Here is a 17,271-nt window from a genome sequence, read left to right as displayed (position 1 = left end):
CGTCAGAACCAGATGATGTCCTTGAAGATCCAACGGGTGCCGATCATCGTGTCGAGCACGTAGTGAACGCCTCCGAAGGCCAGCGCAAGTACGGCGGAGGCGCCGGCGTGGCGCATCCTCGTACGCAGCGTTCCCGGATGCATCACCAACCAGAGCACCCAGAGCACACCGCCCAGGATGGCCCCGGTGCTGTGGATGAAGGCCTGGGCCCCCAGCACCGCGCCGAAGAGCAGCACCAGCGGAAGCTCCGGCCGTTCGCGGAGCACGAGCACCAGCAGCACCATCGCCGTGAACAGGGTGATGCGGTAGCTGTCCAGGTGGTGGATCACCAACAGCAGGGCGAACCCGAAGGGCACCACCATGTTCAGCACGCCCACGAAGGCCAGCGCACGGTCCCACTGGCGCAGCACGGACCACGTCAGGGCGATCAGCAGCCAGGCGTACCACAGGGTGATGCTGCGCGGCCAGAGGTCGCCCGTGGCGCCGGTGATCCGCTGCCAGAGCCCGTCCCAGGTGAACAGCAGCGGGAACGAGTGGCCGTGCAGCCCCACGTAGTAGAAGCCGTTGCGCGCATCGAAGGGATGGCGCTCGTAGGTCACCTCCAGGGTGTCCAGGAACCAGCGCCCCCGCACCGCGTATTCGAGCACATCATGGTCCACCAAGGGTTTGGTGGCCAGCACCACCGCGGCGATGCCCAGCATCAGCAGGGTGCCCGCGGCGAACCAACGCATCCAGACGTCGTCGCGCAGGAGCGCGGGCACCGCGCGGATCCGTCCGCCGAGCGCGGTCCATCCCCGGCCCGCCAGCAGGCCCGCCCCGGCGGCGATGACCAGCGTGGTCAGCAGCACCGCAGGAGCGCTTCGTCCGGGCAGTAACAGCAGTTGGTAGTAGAGCAGCAGCGAGGCCACGAAGGGCCCCAGCGCCAGCCCCAGCAGGATGACCGCTCCATGCGGAAGCCTCAGCCGGTGGTCCCACCGGAGCAGCAGCGCGGCCATCACACCGCCCATCCCGATGTTGGTGATGGTGAGGACCAGCAGGAAGTGCAACCGCTCGTCCATCAGGATCCCTGCCGGCGATAGAGCCGCGGCATGGCATTGATCGCCTTCAGGGCCCGCTCCATGTCCACGCCGATGGTCTCGAAGTACCAGTGCATGCTCTCGAAGCGCGGGCGGTTCTCGCGCAGCACATGGGCCAGGCCTTCCTCCCGGGTGATCATGCCCTCGCGGATCTGGTTGCTGCGGAAGGTGTCGAACTCGGTGAAGCCCGCCACAAGGCCATACACGTAGTTGTAGAAGGCCGCCGTGCCATCGCCGATCCGCCAGGTGCTCGTGGTGTCGGGCGAGATCTCCCAGTTGTACTCGTCCTTCAGCGTGCGGTCCAGCGTCTCCTCGTTCCACGGGATGTAGTCGAAGAGCAGCAGGTACACGTCGCGGGGCTCGGTGTAGTAGGCCTTGAACGCGCTGTAGGTGTCGGGCAGGCTGGCGTTGAGGTAGCCGGGGTTGGCCACGAAGTTGCGCAGGTAGTACAGCGGCATCTGCAGCTTGGCCAGCGTGGTCTGTTTGTCGATGCGCTCCTTGTCGAAGTTGGGCCGGATGCCGGCGAAGCCGGCCTTGAAGTCGGTGTTCTCCAGCTTGTTCTCCATCCAGATGTCGCAGTGGATGCCCGTCTGCCGCCGGATGTTGTTCACGTGCACGAAGAAGTGCTTGTCCCCGGCCATGAACAGGGGGATCATGCCCAGGCGCGGCTGCTTCAACCACGCCTCCATGTTCAGGCGCACGTTGCGGCGCTTCATCTTGATGTCCGCGCTCACCAGGATGTTCTCCACCCCGAGCTTGCCGGTCATGCGGGCGATGTTGCGCCGCGCCAGGTCGGTCACCAGGCCCCAGTCGTAGGTGAAGGTGAGCGGGGTCATGCCGAACTCCTTCACCAGCAGGTGCAGGCCGTAGCTGCTGTCGCGCCCGCCGCTGAAGGCCACGATGCAGTCCTGCTTGCCATCGTTGCGGCGGTACTTCCGCAGCACCTCCTCGAACTGCGGCCGCTTGTCCACCTTCAGGCCCTTCGGCTTGTAGCTGTGGCAGTAATTGCAGACCCCTTTCCCATCATAGCTGATGTAGGGGAAGGTCTCGGGCAGCAGGCACCGGCTGCAGCGCCGGATGCTGCGCATCACCTCCTCGGGGAACTCGATCAGTTGGCGCAGCCGGCCCTCATCGCTGGTGGCCATGGCCGGGGCCGCCGGCGCTCCACCTTCGGAATGGTCGGTGATCCGGAACGGCTCGGTGGCGGCCAGCGTGGGGCCTGGGGCGGTCTCCTTCAGCCCGAAGTCGGTGACGGTGAACGTGGTCAGGTCGATGAGCTTGCCGGTGAACGGCTCCAGCCACTCGGCCTCCAGCCCGCCATACCGGGCCTTCATGGCCTCGCCGTCGCGGAAGGTGCGCAGGATGTACGCCTCCGAGGCGAAGACCAGGCTGCCCTTGGGGTCGGTGAGGGTGTAGAACGAGCCGGTGTTGGTGGCCAGCAGCACCTGCGCCGCATCCGCGAAGAGGATCGCCACGCTGGCCGCACCCTCCATTTCGCTGAACACAGCGCGCACGGCCTCCACCGGCCCCTTCCCTTCCCTGAGGAACATGCGGAAGAGCGCGGCGAGCACCTCGGTGTCCACCTCGTAGCGGCGCTCGATGCGGCCGGCGTACTTCGCCCAGAGCGCCTCCACGTTGGTCACGATCCCGTTGTGGATCATGACGATGCCGTCCTTGATGACGGGCTGGTTGTTGTGGTTGTGTTCCTGGCTCCCGTTGGTCACCAGCCGGCTGTGCGCGATCAGTGCCAGCTCACGCTGTCCTTCGCCGAAGGCCGGTGTCAGGGCCTGGTCGAGAAAAGCGGCGTAGGCGGCCGAGCGGATGAGGTCGGTCGCCGGCACATCGTCCTTGGTCACGTGGATCGACCGTCCTGCCGCATCGCGCACGGCGATCCCGCTGCTTTCCTTGCCACGCGATTCGCTCAGCATGAACAGGTCGCGCATCACCCGCTCGGTGAAGGGCCGGTCAAGGCCCGCGTCGGACCGGGCGATGAGACCGAAGATGCCGCACATGGGCGGCAAAGATACCCGCCGCCTTGCGGCCTACCGGTACAGGCGCTCGTTGTCCTGCATGTCCATCCACATGGCGAAGATCAGGGCCTGGAAGCTGCTGGTGGCCAGGAACAGGAACGCGATCAGCGGTTCGGTGGCCACGTTCGCGCCGGTGAGGAAGGCCTTCCCGATCTTCCAAGCATAGGGTAGGGTGATGAGGCCGGCCACGATCGCATAGTTGTAGAAGATGAAGAGCGGATGGAAGTCCTTGAACAGGTACTTGCGCCACAGCCGGATGAAGAAGCTCTTGATCAGCAGGCGGCTCACCCGCGGGATCACCTTGAAGACCTTCATCTTGCTCTGCTCGCCCACGCGGTACACGGGCTTGATCTCCACTTCGCGCAGGGTGCACTGGGCGATGTTGAGCTTCACGAGCATGTCGTTCGGCATGCCGTAGCTGCGGTAGATCCGGTGCAGCTTGATGGCCTGCATCGCGCGCAGCCCGATGGCCGTGTAGCCGGTCTGGGTGTCGCTCACGCGCCAGTAGCCGCTGGCCAGCTTGGTGAGGATGCTGAGGATGCTGTTGCCGAAGAACCGCACCCGCGGGATCACCAGCCAGGCGCTGCGGTGGATCAGGCGGTTGCCCTTCACGTAGTCGATGCCCTCCTCGATCACAGGAAGGCAGATGCTCTCCAGTTCATGGGGGTCCATCTGCCCGTCGCCGGCCATCACCGCCGTGCAGTCGATCGCGTGGTCCTGGCACCACTTGTAGCCGCGCGCGATGCCCGCCCCCACCCCGCCGTTCTTCAGGTTGTTGATGAGGATGATGCGGTCGGTCTCGGGGTGCTCGTTCAGCACCTCGCTGGGCACGTAGTGCGCCATCTCGCGCTCGCTCTCCTCCTGCAGCACCAGTTCGGCCTCGTTCCAGCGGGTGCGCTCCACCTTGTGTGGCGGGATGCGCCGCCCCTCCCCTTTGGCGCGGTCGCGTGCGATCAGCTCCTTCACCACCTCGGCCGTCCGGTCGGGGCTGTGGTCGTTCACCACCACGATGCGGTCCACGAAGTCGGGCATCGTGTCGATCACGAAGCCGATCTGGCTCTCCTCGTTGTAGCAGGGAACGACGACGGCGACGGTCTTGCCTTTGAGCATGCGGTTCGCGGTTCGGGTCCAAAGATGCGGATCGCGTGCGACGGACGGGCTCAACCGGCCTGGCCGGTGATGGTCGCACCGCGCAGAACGGTCATCAGGACCCGGGAGCGTTCCGCGCCGCCGGCCGGCAGTACCCGGGCCTCCTCACGCCGCCACCACAGCCGCTCACGAGCCGCCTCGTCCACGCACAGGATGCCCGCTCCGAAGAAGGCCGCCGCCTGGCCCGTCCAGCGCGCGACCCCACGCGCCGGTGCTTCCCCGAAGGTGATCACCACCGGCACCGAACTGCTGAGCACGGTGAACAGGCCCGGACCATCGGCGTCGGGCACCAGCACGACATCGGGACGGAAGGCACGCAGGGTGCGCTTCAAGCGCCACCGGTCGCGTGAGCGCAGGGACCACGATCGAGTTCCGATGATGTGCTCCTGCACGTGGACCCCGGTGCCTTCGAAGCCATGGGGACCATGGGGCGTGCTGCGCACCACCAGTACGCGCAGCGTGTTGTCGACCGCGGCCGCATGGCGGTCCAGTTCGGCACGGACGTGGGCCACGTCGCGCCAGGTGGCCCAGCCGAGGTAGCCCAGGGCCCCGGCCATCATCCACGCCATGAGGCTTGCGGGTGTGGGCACCACGAAGTGGAACACACTGCCGAGCACCAGCAGCAGGAACGCCGTGGTGAGGTTGATGCCGTTGCGCGGGGTGTGGTAGTAGGCGTCGAGCAGGCTGCGCAGGCCGATGAACACCCCGAACGGCAGGGCTCCCAGGAAGGCGATGCGGCTCATGTCCACGTAATGCCGGGCCGTGGGGCCCAGATACAGTTCGAGGATCGGACCGGCGGCCAGCTCGAAGGCGACCGTCATGGCCACGGAGGCCAGCAGGGTGAGGCGCGACAGGCGGGCGATCCGCGCGCTGAGGCCCGCGTGGTCGCCCGCGGCCAGCTGTGAGGCGGAGGTGGGCAGCAGCACCAGGGACATCGGGGCGAAGAGCGCGGCGGTGATGTTGAGCAAGGTGGCCCCGAAGCCCACCTCGCCGCTGGCCGCCAGACCATGGGTGCGCGCCACGGCGTACACCGGCACGGTGAGCAACGCGCCGAACGCAAGGTCGCCCGGCACGCGGGGCATGCCATAGCGCAACAGGTCGCCACGCTCGCGCCCCACGCCCCGCGGAAGCCCCGCCCTGAACTGCGGTGCGATGCAGGCCAGGGCGATCAAGGCCCAGCCCGCCCCCGTGGCCCAGCAGACCGCTTCGAGGTCGTCGAACAGCAGGAACGCGATCCACGGAGAGCCCGCTAGCGCGAGCACCTGCGCCATGTTGGCCGCCAGAAGGCGACCTCGTCCCCGCAGGTACGAGTACCCAAGGCCGTACAGGCTCACGCTCGCCACCATCAGCGCGAGGGGGGGCACCAGGTGCGCCTGTGCGCCCGAGCCGAACACGATCCACGACAGGGGAGCCTGCCAGACCAGCCCGGCCAGCAGGGTCAGCAAGGCCAGGGGCACCACCCAGCCCAGCGAGGCCGCCAGGTAACGCCGCTGCTCCTCCTCTGCGCCCCGCATGGCCACGAAGCGCGTGATGCCCACGGCCGAGCCGAGCAGCACGAAGGGGAAGGCGAAGGAGACCGTACGGCGCACCACCACATAGAGGTCGAGCTCCTCGCGCCCGGCGTCCGCCGCCAGTCGGTACACCACTAGGGTGCCCGCCAGCACCAGGCCCTCGCCCAGGTAGGTCAGCACATGGTCGCGCCCCTGTCGTGTGCGCAGAGAGGCCAGCAGCCGGTGGAGCATGGCCGGCCAAGATAGGCGCCACCGACCGGCGGTCCGGCCGCTCCTCCCTCCCTCCCCCCGCTCATCCGACACGGGCCGTCCGTGGATTTCGCCCCCGTCTATCTTCGGGCCGCAACACCGCGACGACCATGGACATCCTCTTTCAATGGCACTGGTGGGCGGGCCTCGGGCTCGTCCTGTTGATCGCGGAGATCTTCGTGCCTGGGTTCTTTCTGCTCTGCCTGGGCATCGGCTGCGCCGGTGGCAGCATCGCCGCCGCCCTCGGTGCCGGTCCACCCGTCCAGTTGATCGCCTTCTCCGCGGTGGCCCTCATCGCCTTCTTCACCATCCGCCCCGTGCTGATGAAGAAGCTCTGGTCGGGGGAAACGGTGCGCACCAACGTGGATGCGTTGATCGGCCGGCGCGCGCGTGTCACCCAGGACTTCGAACCGGCGCTCCGGCTCGGCCGCGTGGCCATCGATGGCGACGACTGGCGGGCGGAGTGCACCACGGAACGCGCGCTGCATGTCGGCGACCTGGTCGATATCGTCCGTGTGGAAAGCAACACGCTCGTGGTGAGACCCGTCGAACCCTGAGCGGCCTCCGAACACCGCGTCCCCGATCCCCAACCCCCCAACCTCCCCAACATGTCAGCCGGAACCATCATCCTCATCCTGCTCGCCCTATTCGTGGTGTTCATCGTGGCCAAGGGCCTGCGCATCGTGCAACAGAGCGAAGCCATGGTCGTGGAACGCCTGGGCAAGTACCACAAGACCCTGACCGCCGGCATCAACGTCATCATCCCCATCGTGGACAAGCCGCGCGAGATCGTCTTCCGCTTCACGCGCGACCTGCCCGATGGCAACAAGTTCGTCCAGTTCGTCAAGAAGGAACGCATCGACCTCCGGGAGACCGTGTACGACTTCCCGCGGCAGAACGTGATCACGAAGGACAACGTGATGACCGAGATCAACGCGCTGCTCTACTTCCAGATCATGGACCCGGTGAAGGCGATGTACGAGATCGAGAACCTTCCCCTGGCCATCGAGAAGCTCACGCAGACCACCCTCCGGAACGTGATCGGCGAGCTGGACCTGGACGAGACCCTCACCAGCCGCGACACCATCAACATGAAGCTGCGCACCATCCTCGATGAGGCAAGCAACAAGTGGGGCGTGAAGGTGAACCGGGTGGAACTGCAGGACATCAATCCGCCGCGCGACATCCGCGAGGCCATGGAGAAGCAGATGCGCGCCGAGCGCGACCGCCGCGCCCAGATCATCGACGCCGAGGGCAGCAAGCGCGCCGCCGTGCTGCAGGCCGAGGGTGTCCAGCAGGCCCAGATCACCCAGGCCGAGGGCCAGAAGCAGAGCCAGATCCTGGAGGCCGAGGGCGATGCCCAGGCCCGCATCCGCCGCGCGCAGGGCGAGGCCGAGGCCATCCGCTTGGTGAGCGAGGCCGTGGCCGGCGGCAAGGGCGACCCCACCAACTACCTCATCGCCATGAAGTACCTGGAGACGCTCAAGGAGATGACCAGCGGCCAGAACAACAAGGTGATCTACATGCCCTACGAGGCCACCGGTGTGCTCAGCAGCGTGGGCGGCATCAAGGACATGCTCGATGCCAACAAGGCGCTGAAGGGCTGATCCCCTTGCATTCGTGTGCGCCCGATCGTCCATGGGATGGTCGGGCGTTCGCGTTCATCGAAGGCCGTGCAGAACCATTCACGGCCATTTCGCGTATCTTTGGCCGCGTTCACCGCAAGGTGGACATGCCCCGAGCGCCCAGCTCTCCGTGTCGGCCCAGGTCGACGTCCGAATTGTCCAGGCGCCATCTCCCAGCGGATCATTGCACGCCGGACCGGATCGAAGGGGCGATCACAACACCTCAACAGGGTGTGCCCAGGGACAATGGCCTGTGCATGCCGACCATTACACCCGCTTCGCCCGGGAACAGGCGGATCACATCATGGAACGGACCACGTTCAACGACCTCGGGCTCATCGAGCCCATCCTCAAAGCCCTTCAGGAAGAAGGCTACACCCACCCCACCCCCATCCAGGCGCAGGCCATCCCGCACCTGGTGAAAGGACGGGACCTGCTGGGCTGCGCGCAGACCGGCACCGGTAAGACCGCCGCCTTCGCCATCCCCATCCTGCAGGAGTTGCATGAGCGGGGCATCGGCGCGCAGGGTGGCAAGCGCCCCATCAAGGTGCTCATCCTCACCCCCACCCGCGAGCTCGCCATCCAGATCGGCGAGAGCTTCGCCGCCTACGGCCGCCACCTGAAGCAGCGGCACACCGTGATCTTCGGCGGCGTGGGCCAGAAGCCCCAGACCGATGCGCTGCAACGCGGCGTTGACACCGTGATCGCCACCCCGGGCCGCCTGCTCGACCTCATGGGCCAGGGCTACGTGCACCTGAACGACCTCGACATCTTCGTGCTGGACGAGGCCGACCGCATGCTCGACATGGGCTTCATCCACGACGTGAAGAAGGTGATCGCCAAGCTGCCGCAGAAGCGCCAGACGCTCTTCTTCAGCGCCACCATGCCTCCCGAGATCGCCAAGCTCGCCAACAGCATCCTCACCGAGCCCATCAAGGTGGAGGTGGCGCCTGTGAGCAGCACGGCCGAGACCATCGACCAGCACATGTTCTTCGTGGACCGCACGGACAAGAACAAGCTGCTGCTGCACCTGCTGCAGGGCGATGCCATCCGGGAGGCCCTCATCTTCACCCGCACCAAGCACGGCGCCAACAAGGTGGCCAAGGTGCTCACACAGGCCGGGTTCGCCGCGGAGGCCATCCATGGCAACAAGAGCCAGACGGCCCGCCAGAACGCCTTGAAGAACTTCAAGGAGGGCAAGCTCCGCGCCCTGGTGGCCACCGATATCGCCGCACGCGGCATCGACATCGACGGGCTCACGCACGTGATCAACTTCGACATCCCGAACATCCCCGAGACCTACGTGCACCGCATCGGTCGAACGGGCCGTGCCGGCGCATCGGGCAAGGCCCTGAGCTTCTGCGATCACGAGGAGAAGGCCTTCCTGCGCGACATCACCCGGCTCATCAGGCGCGACATCCCTGTCGTCGCCGAACACCCGTACGTGATGGTGGGCGGTCCGAAAAAGGCCGAGCCCGAGGTGCGCGAACCCCGCCAGCCGCGTGGTCCGGGCCGCGGTCAGCGGGCCCCGCGCGAGGGGCAGCGCAGCGACCGCCCGCAGGGCCAGCAGCGCCGGGAAGGCCGTCCGCAGCAGGGCGACCGGAAGCCCCAGCAGGTGCGCAGTGAGCGTCACCCGCGTGGTGAAGGCCGCCCGCGCCAGGAGGGCCAGCGCCGCAGCGAGGGCCGCCCGCAGCAGCATGGCCAGCGTGGTCCCAGGTCGGTGCAGCAGGGGCAGCGCAGCGACCGCCCGCAGCAGCAGCGGCAACGCGAGCAGCGTCCCGGCGAGCGCCGCGAGCAGACCGCCAGGCCCGACTACGACAAGCTCACCCGTGAGCTGTTCGCCGAGGAGGAGCGCCGCGGGAAGGTCGACCGGCCGAAACAGGAGGAGAAAAAGGAAGGCGGCGGCATCCTGCGCTGGTTCAAGCGCTGAACGGACCGCATGCACACGGAAAAGCCGGGCCCAGGCCCGGCTTTTCCGTTCGACATGTCGAGGTCACGCCGCGGCCTGTCCGGCGGCCTGTTGAGCTTTCAGCTCGGCTTGCAGCTGGCGACTGGTCTTGCTGCTGCCATCGTGGCTCCAACCCGGAGGCCCGAAGATGTACATGAGCTTCGCCTTCAGCGTGGGCGCCCGCTTCACATCCTTCCAGATCTCCTGGAACTCGAACAGGTTGTGGGTGATCGGGCTGTAGGAGTCCGGGTTGTGGCTGATGCCGTACTTGGGCACCACGCCTTTGATGGGTTCCTGCCAGGTGCCGTACAGTTTGTCCCAGATCACGAGGATGCCCCCATGGTTGCGGTCCAGGTACTCGGTGTTGCTGCTGTGGTGCACCACGTGCACCCAGGGGGTGTTGAAGATCTTCTCGTACCAGCCGAGGGAGGGCACCAGCTGCGTGTGCAGGAAGAATTGGTAGAAGGAGTTGATGATCAGGCACGTGGCGATCATGATCGGCTCGAAGCCCACCAGCGGCATCCACATCCAGTAGATCGGCTTGAAGAACTCGATGAACCAGCCGTTGCGGATGCTCACCGTCAGGTTGAACATCCTGCCCGAGTGGTGCGGCAGGTGGGCCGCCCAGAGGAACCGCACGTTGTGCGCGATGCGGTGGTGCCAGTAGAAGTTGTGGTCATCGAAGAGCAGGCAGATGATCCAGACGTACCAGGCGGTGCCCAGCGTACTGTACCCGAGGTACTGCTCGCGGAAGGGCTCGGCCCAGTGGAACAGGAACAGCATGATGCTGATCTCGAACACGTTGGCGATCACCTTGATCAGCGTCGCCACCAGGCCCATCACCACTCCGGCCCAGCTTTCCTTGAGGTCGAAGAGATGGCGGGCCTGCACGTACTCGCCGATCATCAGCAGAATGAACAGGGGGTAGATGTACTTCGCCCCCACGCCCTCGATGGGCAGTTCGGGGAGCTGGCGCTTCAGGTCAAGCCACGCCTCGATCAGGTTGAATTCCATCCGTTGCGGTTCAGGTTCCGGCCAAAGCTAACCGCTGAGCCCCTCCATCGGGACGCACCCGGGTCAGGCTTGCGCAAGGTCCGTCCCCATCTTTGCCTCATGCGCATCGTTCTCCCCGGCGCCATCATGGTGCTGGCCACCTCTGCGGTATCCCAGCCCATGATCAACGGGCCCATGCCCGGACACAGCGACCACCTGGAGGCCACCATCTGGCTGCAATGCCGGCAGGCCTGTCGCGCCCAACTGGCCTACTGGCCCATCGACCGGCCGGACAGCGTGCTCTTCACCCGTGAGCTGGTGAGCGACCCCGATCGGGCCCATGCCCTGGAGTTCCGCATGGACCAGGTAAGACCGGGCATCACCTACGGGTACAACGTGCTGTTGGACGGGCGTGTGGTGGATGATGGCGCCGATCTCCGGTTCCGCACGCAACCGCTGTGGAAGTGGCGAACCGATCCGCCCCCCTTCACCATGGCCGTGGGCAGCTGTGCCTACATCAATGAACCGGCGTACGACAGGCCAGGGAAGCCGTACGGTGATGCCTATCCCGTGTTCGATGCCATCGCCGCGAAGCATCCCGACCTCATGCTCTGGCTGGGCGACAACGTGTACCTGCGCGAGCCTGACTGGGGTTCGTGGACCGGCTTCCTTCATCGCTACACACACACACGGAGCGAGCCTGCCCTGCAGCGGCTGTTGCGCGCCACGCATCACTATGCCACATGGGACGACCATGACTTCGGCCCGAACGATGCCGATGGCAGCTTCGTGAACGCCGGGATGGCCCGCGAGGCGTTCGATCTGTTCTGGCCCAACCCGGGCAGCGGCGTGCCCGGCGCGCCCGAAGGCATCACCACCGCCTTCAGCCACGCCGACGCCGACCTCTTCCTGCTGGATGACCGCACCTATCGGGTGCCGCCCGATGTGCTCACGGACCAGCCCACGATGCTGGGGAAAGGGCAGGTCGACTGGCTGATCCGGGCCTTGAAGTACAGCGATGCCACCTTCAGGTTCGTGGCCGTGGGTGGACAGGTGCTGAGCACGGCCGCCGACTTCGAGAACTACGCCACCTTCGAGGCCGAGCGCAGGCAGTTGTTGGACCGCATCGACCGTGAGGGCATCAGCGGTGTGGTCTTCCTCACGGGCGACCGGCATTTCACGGAGCTGAGCCGCCTGGACCTTGCGGATGGGCGGTGGATCCTCGACCTGACCGCTTCTCCCCTCACCTCGGGCACCTACGGCCCCAAGTCGCCCAACACGCTGCAGGTGGAAGGCACCTTGTTGCAGGAGCGGGGGTTCTGCACGCTCACCGTGGAGGGGCCCAAGGGACAGCGTGTGCTCACCATCCGGGCCTTCGACGCCCAGGGGGGCGAAAAGTGGACCCGAGCGTTCCCGCAACCGCCAACGCGCAGATAGCCTAGCCGGCGAACCGCCCGTAGTGCACCAGTTCGCTCAATGCGCGCCTTGGGCTCCGGGTGCGCTCGCGCTGTTGCAGGTGCTCCGGCAGGTCCTCGGCCTTGCCGGGCCAGCCCAGCACGATCACTGTCACCACGTCCAGTTCCTCGGGGATGCCGAAGGCCTGACGGGTCTTGCCCGGATCGAACCCGCCCAGCTGGTGCAGGCCCAGACCCATGGAGGTCGCCTGCACGCCCAACTGTCCCACGGCCACACCCAGGTCGTGCCGCGCGTGATGGTTCTCCGCATTGATGCGATGAAGGATGCGATGTGCCATGGCCAGCATCAGTACGGGCGCCTTGTCCGCCCAGATCCGATTGCTCGGGTTCAGGCAGTCCAACAACAGCTCGTGGCCCTCTCCGCCCCGGCGGGTCACCAGGAACCGCCAGGGCTGCTCGTTCATGCTGCTGGGCGCCCACCGGGCCGCTTCCAGCACCAGGGTCAATTCGTCATCGGTCACCGCGCGGTCGATGAACGCCCGTGGGCTGTATCGCCCGCTTATGGCGGGCAGTAGAGCGAGGCTGGATCGGGATCGGTCCATGCGAACGAAGCTCAGGACCGAATGAACGTTCCGCTCGGCAAAGGGTTCATCCGCGCAGGTGATCGAGGATCCGGTTCAGCGTACGCGCGTCCTCCTTGGTCAGCCGGGCATGTTTCTCGGCCAGCACCGGTCGCAGGGCCTGGTCCACCTCTTGGAGCAGCTCGAGGCCCTTGGCGGTGATGCTCACATACACCACCCGGCGGTCCTCCTCGCAGCGCACCCGCTCCACGAGGCCCTTGTGGATGAGCTTGTCCGTGAGGCGTGTGGCGTTCGGGGAACGATCCAACATCCTGCACTTCACCTGGTGCATGTTCATCCGGCCCTTCGCTCCGCGCAGGATCCGCAGGATGTTGTACTGCTGCAGGCTCAGGTCATGCGCCGCCAGGAGCGGGGCATGGCCCCCCTTGAACCAGTTCGCGGTGAACAGGACGTTGAGCAGGGCCTTGTGCTGATCGCTCTCGAACCGGCTCTTCAGTTCATCCTCCAATGCGGGCATGGGGTAAAATTAACCCAGGGGCCCTGTTCCATGGTGACCGATCCGAGCGTGACGCCTGCCCCTACTTTTGTGCCTCTTTGCCACGCCCATGAGCCTCCGTCAAACCGCCTCAACGACCGTCCTCCTGCTCCTCCTGGCCGCCTGCGACCCGGCGGCCGCGCCTCCCGCCGCGAACACGACCGGGAGCACCACGCCGTCCACATCGACCGTCGACCCTGCGCAATGGGCCCAAGAGGCGGCCTGGCGGCAACCCGAGGTCCTGTGGACCCTCATTCCGAACGTGGCGGGCACCACGGTGGCCGACCTGTTCGCGGGTGATGGGTACTACGCGTTCGAACTGGTGAAGGCCGGAGCCCGGGTGATCGCCATCGAACGGGACCCCGACCTGGCGGAGCGCATCAAGCAACGCGCCAAGGCCCAGGGCATCGGTCCGGAAGTGCTGGAAGTGCGCCTGGTCGAGCAAGGGACAGGGTTGAAGCCTGGCGAAGCGGACATGGCGTTCTGCGCACGGTCCTATGTGACGATCCCCGATCGCATCGAGTACTTCAAGCAGGTGCGGTCGGCCTTGAAGACCCCGGCCCCGTTGATCCTTGTGGATTTCATGCCGGCGGAGACCCCTGTCGGACCGCCGATGCAGGACCGCATCTCGGACCAGGCCGTCATGGACGAAATGGAACTGGTGGGCTGTACGGATATCGGCGCCTATGGAAAAAAGCTGCCGTACCAGTGGTTGGTGATCGCCATGGATTTCGTGGCCGACCCGAGCGAGGCGGAACCCGCGCTGTAGGTGGCGGTCACTTCGCCTTGGCCTCCGGCGACGCTGCGGCCGGCCCCTGATAGCTGTAGAACAGGTTGGCCCAGATGATCTTGCTCAACGCGTAGAGCACGGGGCCCAGCAGGAACAGGGAACCCAGCACGGCGGCGACGACCAACCCTGCGCTCGCTGCGGGAAAGAGCACGCTTACCGCCACGTACACCGTGACGAAGGTGGCCACGGCCAACGCGTAGCTCACGTACATCGCGCCGTAGTAGAAGCCCACCTCCCGGTGATAGCTTCTGCCGCAGGCCGGGCAGCCCTTGCGCACCTCGCCCATGGTGCTGAACACGAACGGGTTGTCGTTCTCGAAGAATGCCCCTTCGTGGCAATGCGGGCACTTGAACCGAAGGATGCTGTAGAGCTTCTGTCCTTTCTTCATTCGGGTCAAAGGTCAGCAGAAGGACGCTTGCCGAAGGTGACACGGATCACCGGGAAAGAAGAAGGGAGAGGCATCGCCTCTCCCTTCTTCGCAAGTGTGTTCGCGGGGTTACTCCCAGAACACCACCTTGAACTCCACCCGGCGGTTCTTGGCACGACCGGCGGAGGTCTTGTTGTCCGCCACAGGCTCGGTCTCCCCATGGCCGAAGGAGCGCACGCTTTCCGCGTTGACGCCTTTGTCCTCGAGGTACTTCTCCACGGCGGCCGCCCGGGCTTCGGAGAGCTTCAGGTTGGCGGCATCGTCACCCTGGCTGTCCGTGTGACCGTGGACCTCGAGGTTGTAGCTGGGATTCTCCTTCATCACGGCCACCACCTGGTCGAGGATCGGGAAGCTGACCTTCTTGATCGTGCTCTTGCCGGTCTCGAACTGGATGCCCGTCAGGGCCTTCTCGAAGAGTTTCTTGGTCTCCTCCTTGATCTCCGGGCAACCCTTCATGCTGGCCACGCCGGCCACATCCGGGCAGCGGTCCACATTGTCCGCAAAGCCGTCCCCATCACGGTCCGGGCAGCCCTGCTTGTCTGCGGGCCCGGCGGCATCCGGGCAGGCATCCAGTTTATCGGTGATGCCATCACCGTCGCGGTCGGGGCATCCGCCCAAGGTGGCCAGACCCGGCTCCTGCGGGCACTTGTCCTCCTTGTCGATCACGCCATCACCATCGGTGTCCGGCTCCGGATGCACCGTCAGGCTCACGCCATCGAGGTAGTAGTAGGCGCGCTGGCTGTCACCCCCTTCCACGGCCTTGCTCTTGTCCATGCCGGCGGCGGGGAACGCACCGATGATGATGAACTTCTCGGTGCCATCGGCCACGAAGCTGCCCGTCACCTCGGTCCAGTTCTGCTTGTCCGTCACCATGTCAGCACTCGACACCTGGGCCTTCTCGGTGATGAAGTGACGGTGGTTGTACGCAAGCTGGACGGGTGAGAAGTAGGCTCCGATATGGCTCACGGCGCGGTCGCTGTTGCCCGCCAGTTTCACGCGCAGCACCACATCGTACTCCTGGCCGGCGGTCAGCGGGCTGGTGAGCTCCTGCTGGAGGTATTCGCTGTAGTTCTGGTAGGCCGGGCGGAACGGACCTTCGTTGTGGTCCATCACGCGCTTCCAGTTGCGCCGCTGATCATCCTTGTAGGCCACGAACCCGGCGTAGCGCTCACCCTCGAACGCGGCGGTGCTGCCCAGGTCGTTGTCGGGGACCCCTACATAGCAGGCGTCCTTGTTGAAGAGGTCGGCGGATCCGGCGTTGGCGTTCGACCACCCTGCGGCCAGATGGAGCTGGTCCCAGGTCTTCACCGTCCCGGTCGTTTCTTCGAAGCCCGGGTTCTTCACCAGGTTCGGACCGGTCTGGGCCACCGCCTGCAACGAAAGCAGGGCCGGGGCCAGGAACATGGAGTAGTGCAACTTCATGGTGTTCGGTTTGGTGCGCTTGGCAAAGCCCCTTGTGGAGCGTTCCAGCGCCGCAAATGTAACCGGTCGGCACAAATGGGGATGAACAACGGTCAGTTGATGACCGGCTCAACGCTCACCGCGTCGATGTAGTAGTAGGCGAACTTGTTGTCCGGGCCTTCCACAAGGCGGGTCGCTTCAAAGCCCACATACGGGAATGTGCCGATAACCAAATGTCGTTCACCGCCATCGGCTTCAAAGGTCCCGCTCACGTCCACCCATTCACCCCGCCTGTCAAGGACCACCGATGAGGCCACCTGGGCCTTCTCCTGCAGGAAGCGCCGATGGTTGCCCTCAAGGACGACCGGTGAGCAGTAGGCCCCCAGGCCGCTCACCGCCCGGTCGCTCATGGGGGCCAGTGCTGCCTTGAAGCGCACCTGCACGACCTCTCCTTCGGTCAGCGGCCGCGTCAGTTCGATCCGGATGTATTCGGCGTAGACGTTCCACCCGGTCGCGAATGGATCCTGACGCCCCTCTTCGTAGGCGTTGAAGCGACCGTCATCCTTCCAGGCGAACAGGCCGGCGTACCGGTCCCCGTCCGCAGGTTCCATGCTGCCATACAGGTTCGCCGGCACCGACGCGTCCGGCGTGCCTGCTTCGCGTGTGAACAGGTCGGCGAACCCCAGGGTCACCGCGCTCCACCCTTCCGCACGGCCGATCTGGTTCAAGGCGGAAACCTTGCCCTTGATCACCTCGAAACTCCCGTTCGGGACCAGGTTCTGGGCATCGGTGGCCATGGAGGCCAGGAACGACAGGGCCAGGACCGGGTGGAGCGGAGCGCGCATGGCTGCAAGGTATCCCCTCAGCGCCTAAGCTTCTCAGCGAAGACCTTCCTGAACTTCTCCAGCTTGGGCCGGATGACCAGCTGGCAATACCCCTGTTCGCCGTTCTGCGCGTAGTAGTTCTGGTGATAGTCCTCGGCCGGATAGAAGGTGGTGAGGTCCGTGATCTCGGTGACGATGGGTGCGGGGAAGGCCCCACTGGCGTCCAGCTTCGCCTTGTAGGAGGCGGCCAGTTCGCGTTGTTCGGGCGAAGTGGCGAAGATCGCCGACCGGTACTGGGTGCCGACATCCGCGCCCTGGCGGTTCAGGGTCGTCGGATCATGGGTCTGCCAGAACACCTCCAACAGCTCGTCAAAGGTGATCCGGAAGGGGTCGTACACGATGCGGGCCACCTCGGCATGGCCGGTGGTGCCGGCGCAGACCTCCTTGTAGCTGGGGTTCTTCACGTGGCCTCCGGCATAACCGCTGGTGACCTCGAGCACGCCCTCCAGTTCGGTGAAGACGGCCTCCACGCACCAGAAACAGCCGGCGCCGAGAACGGCGGTGTCCGTGGTGGTGGGCATGTTCGGTGCGGCGGCCATATCGGTCATGGATGTGGTGTTCTCTGCAGGTCGTACACGACCCTCGCAGGCGCAGATGCCGACAAGAGCGAGGGACAGGGTGAAGGGGGCGCGCATCGCATGGAACAACGGCCTTGTA

General features: G+C 65.7%; 16 protein-coding genes. 5 read left to right on the top strand and 11 right to left on the bottom strand.

Annotation, left to right across the window (positions count from 1 at the left end):
- Positions 1-2: 2 nt before the first annotated feature.
- From IPM49_02555 to IPM49_02540, 4 genes are read right to left on the bottom strand one after another with little or no spacing between them, the layout of a single operon-like run.
- Entirely contained in the window at positions 3-1,058 is a 1,056-nt protein-coding gene (locus tag IPM49_02555; protein MBK9273406.1) for a hypothetical protein, read from the bottom strand.
- A complete protein-coding gene (locus tag IPM49_02550; GenBank protein MBK9273405.1) occupies positions 1,058-3,088 on the bottom strand; it encodes a hypothetical protein in 2,031 nt (676 codons plus the stop codon). Before IPM49_02550 ends, IPM49_02555 begins: the two co-directional genes overlap by 1 nt.
- Before the next feature lie 30 nt (positions 3,089-3,118).
- Positions 3,119-4,216: a glycosyltransferase gene (locus IPM49_02545; GenBank protein ID MBK9273404.1), complete on the bottom strand. Its 1,098-nt coding sequence runs from the start codon at positions 4,214-4,216 to the stop codon at positions 3,119-3,121.
- Between the two features lie 50 nt (positions 4,217-4,266).
- Positions 4,267-5,997, bottom strand: a complete 1,731-nt coding sequence (locus tag IPM49_02540; protein MBK9273403.1) for a hypothetical protein — start codon at positions 5,995-5,997, stop codon at positions 4,267-4,269.
- 128 nt (positions 5,998-6,125) lie between these two features.
- Between IPM49_02540 and IPM49_02535 the strand changes: the two genes are divergently transcribed.
- From IPM49_02535 to IPM49_02525, 3 genes are all read left to right on the top strand, one after another.
- Positions 6,126-6,572: an NfeD family protein gene (locus tag IPM49_02535; protein MBK9273402.1), complete on the top strand. Its 447-nt coding sequence runs from the start codon at positions 6,126-6,128 to the stop codon at positions 6,570-6,572.
- 51 nt (positions 6,573-6,623) lie between these two features.
- Entirely contained in the window at positions 6,624-7,622 is a 999-nt protein-coding gene (locus IPM49_02530; protein MBK9273401.1) for an SPFH/Band 7/PHB domain protein, read from the top strand.
- Positions 7,623-7,944: 322 nt separating this feature from the next.
- Positions 7,945-9,570: a DEAD/DEAH box helicase gene (locus tag IPM49_02525; GenBank protein ID MBK9273400.1), complete on the top strand. Its 1,626-nt coding sequence runs from the start codon at positions 7,945-7,947 to the stop codon at positions 9,568-9,570.
- A gap of 63 nt (positions 9,571-9,633) precedes the next feature.
- Here IPM49_02525 and IPM49_02520 read toward each other — a convergent pair whose 3' ends face one another.
- A complete protein-coding gene (locus IPM49_02520; protein MBK9273399.1) occupies positions 9,634-10,602 on the bottom strand; it encodes a sterol desaturase family protein in 969 nt (322 codons plus the stop codon).
- 99 nt (positions 10,603-10,701) lie between these two features.
- Between IPM49_02520 and IPM49_02515 the strand changes: the two genes are divergently transcribed.
- Complete coding sequence (locus IPM49_02515; GenBank protein MBK9273398.1) at positions 10,702-12,018, top strand: alkaline phosphatase family protein; 1,317 nt, start codon at positions 10,702-10,704, stop codon at positions 12,016-12,018.
- A gap of 1 nt (position 12,019) precedes the next feature.
- Here IPM49_02515 and IPM49_02510 read toward each other — a convergent pair whose 3' ends face one another.
- Entirely contained in the window at positions 12,020-12,598 is a 579-nt protein-coding gene (locus tag IPM49_02510; protein MBK9273397.1) for a nitroreductase family protein, read from the bottom strand.
- Between the two features lie 46 nt (positions 12,599-12,644).
- Positions 12,645-13,094 (bottom strand): MarR family transcriptional regulator, encoded by a 450-nt coding sequence (locus IPM49_02505; protein MBK9273396.1) that lies wholly within the window; start codon positions 13,092-13,094, stop codon positions 12,645-12,647.
- A gap of 88 nt (positions 13,095-13,182) precedes the next feature.
- Here IPM49_02505 and IPM49_02500 point away from each other — a divergent pair, with 88 nt between their 5' ends.
- Complete coding sequence (locus IPM49_02500) at positions 13,183-13,881, top strand: class I SAM-dependent methyltransferase (protein ID MBK9273395.1); 699 nt, start codon at positions 13,183-13,185, stop codon at positions 13,879-13,881.
- A 7-nt stretch (positions 13,882-13,888) separates the two neighbouring features.
- On the opposite strand, the gene IPM49_02495 is transcribed toward IPM49_02500, so the two are convergent.
- The 4 genes from IPM49_02495 to msrA all read right to left on the bottom strand — a co-directional run bounded on the left by IPM49_02495 (position 13,889) and on the right by msrA (position 17,249).
- Complete coding sequence (locus tag IPM49_02495; GenBank protein MBK9273394.1) at positions 13,889-14,290, bottom strand: DUF983 domain-containing protein; 402 nt, start codon at positions 14,288-14,290, stop codon at positions 13,889-13,891.
- Positions 14,291-14,398: 108 nt separating this feature from the next.
- Positions 14,399-15,751 carry an OmpA family protein gene (locus IPM49_02490; GenBank protein ID MBK9273393.1) on the bottom strand — a complete coding sequence of 451 codons (1,353 nt, stop codon included), beginning with the start codon at positions 15,749-15,751 and terminating at the stop codon, positions 14,399-14,401.
- A 92-nt stretch (positions 15,752-15,843) separates the two neighbouring features.
- Positions 15,844-16,575 (bottom strand): hypothetical protein, encoded by a 732-nt coding sequence (locus IPM49_02485; GenBank protein ID MBK9273392.1) that lies wholly within the window; start codon positions 16,573-16,575, stop codon positions 15,844-15,846.
- A gap of 17 nt (positions 16,576-16,592) precedes the next feature.
- Positions 16,593-17,249, bottom strand: a complete 657-nt coding sequence (gene msrA / locus IPM49_02480) for a peptide-methionine (S)-S-oxide reductase MsrA (GenBank protein ID MBK9273391.1) — start codon at positions 17,247-17,249, stop codon at positions 16,593-16,595.
- Positions 17,250-17,271: the final 22 nt, after the last annotated feature.

The organism is Flavobacteriales bacterium (assembly GCA_016715895.1).
Classification (GTDB): domain Bacteria; phylum Bacteroidota; class Bacteroidia; order Flavobacteriales_F; family PHOS-HE28; genus PHOS-HE28.
The sequence above is the reverse complement of the archived record's forward strand: the minus strand, read 5'-3'. Positions and strand labels throughout refer to the sequence as shown.